Annotated in this window: 9 protein-coding genes, 1 tRNA gene and 1 pseudogene; 8 read left to right on the forward strand and 3 right to left on the reverse strand. The window is 68.6% G+C overall.

Annotated elements, in window-relative coordinates:
- The 3 genes and pseudogenes from QZ753_RS14655 to QZ753_RS14665 all read left to right on the forward strand — a co-directional run.
- A pseudogene (locus tag QZ753_RS14655) lies at nt 1-385 on the forward strand (hypothetical protein); the annotation flags it as partial.
- Between the two features lie 160 nt (nt 386-545).
- Nucleotides 546-1,382, forward strand: a complete 837-nt coding sequence (locus tag QZ753_RS14660; protein ID WP_294644626.1) for a hypothetical protein — start codon at nt 546-548, stop codon at nt 1,380-1,382.
- 151 nt (nt 1,383-1,533) lie between these two features.
- A complete protein-coding gene (locus QZ753_RS14665; RefSeq protein ID WP_294644627.1) occupies nt 1,534-2,769 on the forward strand; it encodes an outer membrane protein in 1,236 nt (411 codons plus the stop codon).
- Nucleotides 2,770-2,907: 138 nt separating this feature from the next.
- Here the strand turns inward: QZ753_RS14665 and QZ753_RS14670 are convergent, their stop codons facing one another.
- Together QZ753_RS14670 and QZ753_RS14675 are read right to left on the reverse strand one after the other, a co-directional pair.
- Nucleotides 2,908-3,864 (reverse strand): DMT family transporter, encoded by a 957-nt coding sequence (locus QZ753_RS14670; protein WP_294644629.1) that lies wholly within the window; start codon nt 3,862-3,864, stop codon nt 2,908-2,910.
- A gap of 82 nt (nt 3,865-3,946) precedes the next feature.
- Entirely contained in the window at nt 3,947-4,522 is a 576-nt protein-coding gene (locus QZ753_RS14675) for a DNA-3-methyladenine glycosylase (RefSeq protein WP_294644630.1), read from the reverse strand.
- A gap of 137 nt (nt 4,523-4,659) precedes the next feature.
- Here QZ753_RS14675 and QZ753_RS14680 point away from each other — a divergent pair.
- A tRNA-Met gene (locus tag QZ753_RS14680) sits at nt 4,660-4,736 on the forward strand.
- 623 nt (nt 4,737-5,359) lie between these two features.
- Here the strand turns inward: QZ753_RS14680 and QZ753_RS14685 are convergent.
- Nucleotides 5,360-6,121, reverse strand: coding sequence for a LuxR family transcriptional regulator (locus QZ753_RS14685; RefSeq protein ID WP_294644631.1), 762 nt, complete (start codon nt 6,119-6,121; stop codon nt 5,360-5,362).
- A 156-nt stretch (nt 6,122-6,277) separates the two neighbouring features.
- Here QZ753_RS14685 and QZ753_RS14690 point away from each other — a divergent pair, with 156 nt between their 5' ends.
- The 4 genes from QZ753_RS14690 to QZ753_RS14705 form a co-directional block, all read left to right on the forward strand.
- Nucleotides 6,278-7,198, forward strand: a complete 921-nt coding sequence (locus tag QZ753_RS14690) for a proline iminopeptidase-family hydrolase (protein WP_294644632.1) — start codon at nt 6,278-6,280, stop codon at nt 7,196-7,198.
- A gap of 9 nt (nt 7,199-7,207) precedes the next feature.
- Nucleotides 7,208-8,146, forward strand: coding sequence for an ABC transporter permease (locus QZ753_RS14695; protein WP_294644633.1), 939 nt, complete (start codon nt 7,208-7,210; stop codon nt 8,144-8,146).
- A gap of 65 nt (nt 8,147-8,211) precedes the next feature.
- Nucleotides 8,212-9,003, forward strand: a complete 792-nt coding sequence (locus QZ753_RS14700) for an ABC transporter permease (protein ID WP_294644635.1) — start codon at nt 8,212-8,214, stop codon at nt 9,001-9,003.
- On the forward strand, nt 9,000-9,334 hold a 335-nt coding region (locus QZ753_RS14705; protein WP_294644634.1), incomplete at its 3' end, for an ATP-binding cassette domain-containing protein. The genes QZ753_RS14700 and QZ753_RS14705, both read left to right, overlap by 4 nt.

Consider the following 9,334-nt stretch of genomic DNA (forward strand, 5'->3'; position numbering starts at 1 on the left):
CTTCGAGCTGCTGACGCAGGTGATGAAGGCCGACAACTACGCCGAGTGCCGCACCTTCGTGGACCGCGCCCACGGCTATGTCGACCACACCAAGACGGCCGAAGCCGTGGCGGCGATGGAGAAGGCGCGCAGCGCCGCCAAGGCGGTCGGCGCGCCGCCGCCGGGCGCGAAGCCATCCCCCGCTCCGGCAGGAGCCGCCGCGCCCGCAACGCCACCCGGCGTTCGCATGGGGGCCGGAATGCCGGTGGCCGCGACGACGCCGGCCGCCGGCCGAAACGAGAAACCCTATGCGGGATCCAGTGGTGCCTTCCAGGGATCCGGCAGCGGAAAGACCGAACCCGAACTCAGCGATCAGGCCAAGGCGCAGGCCATCCTGACGCAATGACGAATTCGGCGGAGCGCTGGAACCGCTCCGCCGAGAGACAGGGCTCTCTCGAACGACCTGTCCAACTAGGAGACCGCCGACAGGGAGCCGGCAAGTCTCGGGCAACAGCTGGAGTTAACCAATGAAATCTCTGTTTGCAATCGGCGCCTCGGCGTTGGTGATGGGTCTGGCCTCGGTCGGCGGTGCACAGGCGCAGGCCGTGCTTCCCACCATTGATGCCGCGATCAACTCGAACCTCGTCAACCTTCAGGCCAGCTTCGGCAACGGCAACTGGGTCAATGAGGCCGTCAACATCGGCGCTATCAACGGTGCGGTCGTTCTCGGTCAGGCTGGTGTGGAGACCATCACCAACGTCGACCTGCCGCGGGTCGGCCTCAACATCCAGGGTGCCGGTGCCGCCGGCGCGACCGTCGTTCCGGCGGTAGCCGCTATTGCGGGTGCTGCCGAGATCGGTCTCGACGTCAACCTTGGTCAGGTCGATACGGTCGTCCGCACCACGGGTGGTATCGTCAACCGTGCGGCCATCGAGACGACGGTTCTGGGCGCCGTTAACACGGGCGATATCGCGTCGGTCGGCTCGGCATCGGCCAACCGCGCCAGCCAGTCGACCACGATTGCCACGGGCACTGTGACCAACAGCGTCACGGCTGCCGCCAGTGCCGCCGCCAACACCTCGAACACGGCGTCGAACTCGGCGGCGTCGGAGACGATCCTCGCCTCGGTAACCGGCCCGTCCTCGACGGTCACGAACTCGCTCGAGCAGCTCTACAACGGGCCGCTGCAGGACGTGTACGCCAATAACCGCGCCTTCAACCTCGGCGCGATCAACGGTGCAGTGGCCGCCGTCGCCAATAGCATGGACCTCAACGGCCTGACCACCACGGTGCTCGGCGCGGTCAACACCGGCACGATCTCGATGGGCTACAGCGGCGCGGCGTTCCAGGACGTCCCGGCTGCGGTCGCCAACACGGTCTCCACGCAGATCACCGGCCAGTAAGTCTCAGCATACGGGGGGTCCGCGCAAGCGGTCCCCCCGCTCCTCCCCGAACCGGCCGAACAGCTGGCAGGCCTTGCCGGCATGCATGAGCCGCGCCGCAACCGGAAAGGTTGGGCGACGAACAACAAGAACCTGCTTGCTGGAGCACCCCATGAAGAAGCTCGCCCTGACGCTGGCGGCCGCGACCTGCGCCTTCCCCGCCCTCGCCGCCGACATCGTGGACTACCCGCCCGAGCCGCCCCCGGTGGCGGTGCTCGCCCCCGCCTTCTCCTGGACCGGCCTCTACATCGGCGGCCAGGCCGGCGGCTCGTTCAACAGTGGCTCGTCGAACATCCCGTCGAGCTTCGTCTTCGTTCCCGGCATCGCCGCGACGCCGGGCCGCGACGCGACCCCCGCCACGCCCTTCATCCCCGGCAACCCCGGCTCGCCGGAGATTCCCGGGACGCCCGGCACACCGGGCAATCCCGGTACGCCCGGAACACCCGGCACGCCGGCCGTGTTCGGAACGCTGGAATACTCCTGTACGGCAGCCGGCGCCGGCGGCGCGGCCGCGGGTAGCTGCGCGGTCGAGTATCCCGACGGCTCGACGGGCATCATCAGCGCGCGGGAGCTCTCCGCAGCCTACGCGGCGGCCGGCGGTGCCGGCGCACTCGGCGTGGCCGGCGAGTTCCAGGTCGTGGTGACCCCGGCGCAGCCCGGCACGCCGGGGACACCCGCCACCCCCGGCACACCGGGAACACCCGGCACCCCCGCCGTTCCGGCGACGCCGGACACCCCCGCCACCCCCGGCTCGCCTGCCGTGCCCGGCACGCCCGGCGTTCCCGAGCGCACCTATGCCTACGACTTCGGCGCGAACCATCGCTCCTATTCCGAGGAAGACGACAGCTTCGCGGGCGGCGGTCACGTCGGCTACAACGTGGCGCTCGGCGGCGGCAGCTTCGTGCTCGGCGTGGTCGGCGACCTGTCCTATGTCGACATCACCAAGAGCGCCGGCATCACCAACGGCTTCGACACGATCGGCGTGTCGCGCGAGCTCGACTACCTCGCCACTGTGCGCCTCAAGGCGGGCGTCGGTCTCGACCGCTTCCTCGTCTACGGCACCGGCGGCGTCGCCTTCGGCAATGTCGAGACGACCATCGTCAACACGCCGTTCGGTCTCGCCGCCAGCGAGGACGACACGCGCGTCGGCTATGCGGTAGGTGCGGGCACCGACTATGCGGTGACCGACAACCTGATCCTCGGCCTCGAGTATCTCTACACCAACCTCGGCTCGACGGACGCCGAACTCGTCGTGCCGCTCGGCAACGGGTCGACGCTGACCACGGCATCGGACGACGACTTCGACTTCCACACCGTGTGGGCGAAGGCCTCGTTCCGCTTCAACTGATCCCGGCGTTCGGCTTCCGGCATTCAAGTCCTGCCGCCGGAGGCCGGATGGGAAGACGGGGTCGACTGCCCGGCCCCGTCTCCGCCCCACCACCGCCGGTCCGCATGATGCGGGCCGGCGGTTTCTCGTTGCCGGGCGTCAGCTCTTGGCCGGCGGGATCTGGATGTCGTCCGGCGCACCCACCATGCCGGCCGCGCCCTGCGCGGTCGTGTCGGCCTTCAGTCGCTGCTCGCGCAGGAAGATGAAGACACCGGACGCCGTGATCACCGCCGCGCCCACCAGCATCGAGATGCGCGGCGTCTCGTTGAAGATCACGACGCCGAAGAGGAGCGCCCAGACGATCAGCGTGTACTGGTAGGGCACGACCGTGGAGGCGGGCGCGAGCGTCAGCGAGCGGTTCACCGAAAGATGCGCCGCCATCGCGACGATCCCGAGAAGGAACAGGAACCCGAGGTCGAAGGCGGACGGCGTGATCCAGGTCATCGGCGCGAGGATCGCCCCGAACACCAGCGCCATCACCGTCTGCCAGGTGATCAGCGTGGTCTCGCCGGCTCCCGCCAGGATGCGGGTCGAGATCATCAGGAGCGCGTAGCAGAAGCTGCCCGCCACCGCGATCAGCGCGGGCCAGCCGGCGCTCGCAAGATCCGGCCCCAGCGCGATCAGAACGCCCCCGAAGCCGACCAGAACCGCGCTCCAGCGCACCCAGCCGACCCGCTCCTTGAGGATCAGCGCCGAGAGCGCCGTCACGTAGATCGGCCCGGCGAGGTAGAAGGTCATGACGTTGGCGAGCGGCAGGTAGCTCAGCGCCCAATAGAAGAAGCCGGTCTCCATGGCCGAGCCCGCGGCCCGCAGGAAATGCAGTCCCGGCCGCGCCGGACGCACGACGCTGCGGAGGTCGACGCGGCGGAGGAACGGCAGGAGGAGCACCAGCGCCGAGACGCTGCGCAGGAGCAGCACCTGCCCCACCGAATAGGTGCCGACCAGCCACTTGCCCATCGCGTCGTTGACCGAGAACATGAAGCAGCCGAGCATCATGAAGCCGACACCCCAAAGGGCCGCCTTGCGGGGGTGGGAAGCGCTGGCGGGCGTCGGCATGGGGACTCGCAGGGGTCGATGGCGGCAGGTGGACAAGGCTGGGTTACAGCCCCTCTCCCGCAGCGTCCATGGCTAGCTTTCGTCAGCCGGACACGTTTCGTAGCGAGCGACTGAGAAAGCGCGAGCCGGCGAGCCCGAAGCGCCAGGGCTCGTTCACCGCCTTGGTGATTCCGATGCGAAGACCCACGCTCACCGGCCCCGGCGCCTCGGCACGGCGAAACCGGAACGGCGGTTCCCCGATCGCCATCCCGTCGTGGCTGGCGTCGATGCCGAGGGCCTGCGTCAGCCGGCCCGGCCCCGCACACAGGAGGCGCGGGTCGTCGAGCTTGCGGCGGCGCACCATCGCGTCCAGCCCGGCGAGAGGCTCCAGCGCCCGCAGGAGAACGGCGCTGCCTGCAGCCCCGCCGTCGCAGACGATGTTGAGGCACCAGTGCAGGCCGTAGGACCGGTAGACGTAGGCCCGCCCCACCGGCCCGAACATCGCCCGGTTGCGCGCGGTCGGACCGCGGAAGGAGTGCGAGGCGGCGTCGTCGGCCCGGTAGGCTTCCGTCTCGACGATCCGGCCGCCGACGCCGTCGAGATACAACTCGCACCCGATCAGCGCGGCGGCCAGCGACACGGCGTCCTGCGCGAAGAAGTCGTCGGATGGGGGCGGCATCGGGGTCCTCAAGGCGAAACGCCGGACGCCATACCTTCCGTCTTGACAGGGGCGCTCGGGCGTCCGTATATCGCCCTCAACTCGCCGCACGACAACGGCGAGCGCTTCGGATTTGGCCAAGTCCCACGATCCGTCATGGCAGTGTAGCTCAGTTGGTGAGAGCGCCGGATTCATAACCCGGAGGTCGGCAGTTCAAATCTGCCCACTGCTACCATTCGTCTTCGACCCAGCAATTTTTCTGCCGATTTTCTATGCAGGCTCGATGACGACATGCGTTCGGTATGCCAGAGACCGCATAGCCATGCCCGCCGACTGCCGCTTGCTATGCCATCGTTTTGCACGAGCCCCGGCGATCCGGTGCGGCGTCGGCATGGTTTCGATGATCCGATCGCGGAGCTTTCGATCGTCGAAATGGTCGGGCCGGATCGGCCCTTTCGAATGCGACGTCCGGGTCCACGACCCGATGAACGCTTGTCCGTCTACTTGAAAGGGAAACGACAATTGTCGGTAACGCGCCGTCGGCGCGCAGCCCAAGAGTTACTCGATGACGTGCGATCTGAGCCGCCTGCACGGAGGCCGGCCCTCGCCATCTCGTAAGTAACGCAAACGATCCCGGCGACTGCCCGCCCATGAGGCTTCTCGAGACCCGACACCCGATTCAAGCCTGGCTCTTCCATCCGTGAGATCGACATCCAAAGAAGCTGAATCTCTCTGCCGCGAAACAGCTGCCGCAGTCGGCAGTGCGGGGGATGATGATCCTGACGGGCCTGTCGCTCTCGGCTTTCGATTTCGCGGCATTCGACCGAGAAAAGCGAAGCCCCCGTCACCCTTCGCGGCCTAAAGCAACCGGTAGTGCGCGGCCCGCGCGATCATCTGCGCCCGGTTGCGCGCGCCGAGCTTCCTTGCGGCCGCATTCAGGTGCATCGTGACGGTCGGCACCGAGCGCGACAGGCGCCCGGAAATGTCCTTCGCCGACAGGCCTTCGGCGGAAAAGCGCAGGCATTCGCGCTCGCGCGGCGTCAGGTGCACCGCGCGCGAGCGCCGCTCCGCCTCGCCGAACAGCGGCTCCACCGCGGCATGGACCGCGTGGGCGAGAAGCGTGAAGTCGCCAAGAAGCTCGGCGCCCTCGCGGTGGAAGTCGTCCTCGGCCCCGTAGCGGATGCCGGTCACCGTCGCGCAGTCGCCCGACCGCCCGTGGATCGGCACCGTCATGCCGCAGGTGATCGCCATGTCGTGGACGTAGGTGACGACCGGTTCGTGCCGCTCGTCGAGCGCCTGGTTCAGCACCGTCTGCCCGTTCCGGCGGTAGCTCCAGACGAAGGGCCGCGGGCTGTTGAGCGCCAGATGCTGAACCGGGTCGATCTGGTAGAAGCCGCTCGACGACCAGAGGTCGACCATGTCAGCCGGCACCTCGCGCATGCCGAAGAACGACGGGGTGATGAGTTCGCCCTCGTGCGTGTAAGCGACCGGGGCGTAGTCGTAGATCAGGGCGCCGAGCCCGAGCGCGGCCATCGCACCGTGCGCGATGTCGAGGCGGGCGCCGATCGTGGGCGCCGCGTCGAGTTCCGCTTCCAATTCCAGAGCATTCAAGACCGTCACGGGCGCATCCCGCTGCTGAACATTGAGGCATGTTCACATCTTGTGCGACTGCGGGCAAGCGGGCACGCTCCGATCCTATCAGTTTTGATAGCTTTCGCGGCGTGCGACCCCCGTCCTAGTCTCGGCGCGAAGCAACCAACAGGGTGACGGACTACCATGTGGCGCGAGATCGAACCGGATCGGATAGAGCGTGTCGAGGTCGAGGGCGGCAGCGTCGTCACCTATTCGTTCGGCGAGGGCGACGACGCGATCCTGCTCCTGAACGGGGGGCCGGGCCTGCCCTGCGACTATCTGCGCGACTCCCACTCCTGCCTCGTCGACCTAGGCTATCGCGTGGTCGCATTCGACCAGCTCGGCACCGGGCGCTCGGACCGGCCGACCGACCCCGCGCTCTGGACCATCACCCGCTATGTCGGCGAGGTGGAGGCCGTGCGGCAGGCGCTCGACCTCGGCCGCGTCCACCTCATCGGCCAGTCCTGGGGCGGCTGGCTCTCGGTCGAATACGCGCTGACCCACCCGGAGGCGCTTCGCACGCTGGTGCTCGAGAACACGGCGGCCGACATTCCCCACCTCGTCGCCGAACTCGGCCGCCTGCGCGAGGCGCTCGGCTCCGAGACGGTCGCCATGATGCAGCGCCACGAGGCCGAAGGGACGCTCGACCATCCCGAGTACCAAGCGGCGATCACAGTCCTGAACTACCGGCACGTCTGCCGCCTCGCCGAATGGCCGGCCCCGGTGCGCCGCTCGCTGGATGACTGGAACATGCGCCCCTACGAGACGATCCAGGGGCCGAACGAGTTCACTTATACGGGCAACCTGAAGGACTGGAACCGCATCCCCGACATGCACCGGATCGCGGTGCCCACCTTGATCACGGTCGGCCAGCACGACGAGCTGACGCCGGCCTGCGCTATGCGCATGAAGCTCGCCCTGCCCGACGCGGAGCTCCGCGTCTTCCCCAATTCCAGCCACATGCCCTTCTTCGAGGAGCCAGCCGCCTTCTTTCCCGTCCTGATCGACTTCCTCGCGCGGCGCGGCGGGCGGAGCCAAGCCACCGACCTTGCGGGAGCCGCCTAAGCCCGCCCGATGCACCGCTATCGCTTCGTCCTGTCGCGCCCCTTCCAGCTGATCCCGGTCCTCCTCGGCATCAGCCTCGTGACCTTCGTGCTCGTCCGCTCGATCCCCGGCGATCCGGCGCGGCTGATCCTCGGCACGCGCGCGACGCCGCAGGCGCTGGAGCGCGTGCGGGCGCAGTTCGGCCTCGATGAGCCGCTCTGGCTCCAGTACCTCTATTTCCTGCGCAATCTCGGGCGCGGCGAGATGGGCCGCTCGATCCTCTACAAGGTCGACGTCCTCGGCCTGATCCTCCAGCGCCTCGAGCCGACGCTGGTGCTGGTGGCGGGATCGGTTGTGCTGTCGCTCCTCATCTGCGTGCCGCTCGCCACGATCGCCGCGCGGCGGCAGGGCTCGGCCACCGACAGCGGCGTGCGGCTCGCCTCGACGCTCGGCCTCGGCCTGCCGAACTTCTGGCTGGCGATCATGCTGATCATCCTCTTCTCGGTGACGCTCGGCTGGTTTCCGGTGTCGGGCTACGGCGACACGGTTCTCGAGAAGCTGCACCACATGGCCCTCCCTTGGCTCACCGTCGCGCTCTCGCTGTCGGCCGTCCTCACGCGGCAGTTGCGCGCCTCGCTGATCGCCGAGATGCGGTCCGACGTCGCGCTGGCGGCCCACGCGCGCGGGCTGCCCGAGGCCGTGATCTTCCGGCGGCACGTCCTGCCCAACTCGATCCTGCCGACGCTCAATCTTCTGGCGGTCAACATCGGCTGGCTGATCGGGGGTACCGTCGTGGTGGAGCAGGTCTTCGCCATCCCCGGCATGGGTCAGCTTCTGGTCCGGGCGATCTTCTCGCGCGACTACATGGTGGTGCAGGGCGTCGCGATGGTCTTCGCGCTGGCTACCGTCCTCGTGAACTTCCTCGCCGACGTCCTGACCGTGACGGCCGACCCGCGGGTGCGCCTGTGAGCGTCGTCCCCGTCCCGGCCCCCTTGCTCGTTCCCGCCCGGCCGCGCCGCGGCGCAGGGACGCCGCTGCCGCTCGTCGCCGGCCTCGCACTGCTCGCGGGCTTTCTTCTTCTGGCGCTCCTCGCCCCGCTCGTCGCGCCCTACGACCCGATCTTCCAGGACGCCGCCGCGCGTCTTGCCCCGCCCTCGTTCGCCCATCCCTTCGGCACCGACAACTACGGGCGCGACATCCTCTCGCGCATCATCTGGGGCACGCGGATCGACCTGCAGCTCGCCGTCTTCGGCGTGGTCTTCCCGTTCCTGATCGGCACGGTGGTCGGCACCGTGTCCGGCTATTTCGGCGGGCTCGTCGACGGCATCTTCATGCGCGTCGTCGACGTCGTCCTCGCCTTTCCCTTCCTCGTCCTGATGCTGTCCGTGATTACCATTCTCGGACCGGGTCTCCAGAGCTTCTTCATCGCGATGGCGCTGGTCGGCTGGGTGTCCTACGCGCGGCTCGTGCGGGCGCAGATCCTCGTCCTGAAGGGCAGCGACTTCGCGCTCGCCGCCCGCTCGCTTGGCTTCGGCCATGCGCGCATCATGTTCCGCCACCTCCTGCCCAATGCGCTGACCGCGTCGGTGGTCTTCGCCATGTCGGACTGCGTGCTCGTCCTCCTGTCGGGCGCGGCGATCAGCTATCTCGGCCTCGGCGTGCAGCCGCCCGCCGCCGAATGGGGAATCATGGTGGCCGAGGGGCAGGCCTTTCTCGCGCGCGCCTGGTGGATCTCCGCCTTCCCGGGCCTTGCGATCGTGCTTCTCGCCTTCAGCTTCAGCCTCGTCGCCGACGGGCTGGGCGACGTCCTCGGGCGGCGCGCATGAGCGGGGCGAGTTCATATGCGCTGGAGGTCGAGGGCCTGACCGTCGCGGCCTCCAGCCCGTTCGGCGAGCGCCGGATCGTCGACGACCTCTCCTTCCGCCTGGCGCGCGGCGAGATCCTCGGGCTCGTCGGCGAAAGCGGCTCGGGCAAGACGGTCGCCTGCCGCGCCCTAATGCGGCTCCTGCCGCCGGCGCTTGCCGTGTCGGCCGACGCGATCCGCCTGAAGAGCCGCGAGGTCGACGGGCTGTCCGATGCGCAGTTCGCGCCGCTGCGGGGCCGCGAGATCGGCATGGTCTTCCAGAACCCGGCGAGCCACCTCGATCCGGTGATGCG

It is taken from the genome of uncultured Aureimonas sp. (assembly GCF_913775355.1).
Classification (GTDB): Bacteria; Pseudomonadota; Alphaproteobacteria; order Rhizobiales; family Rhizobiaceae; genus Aureimonas.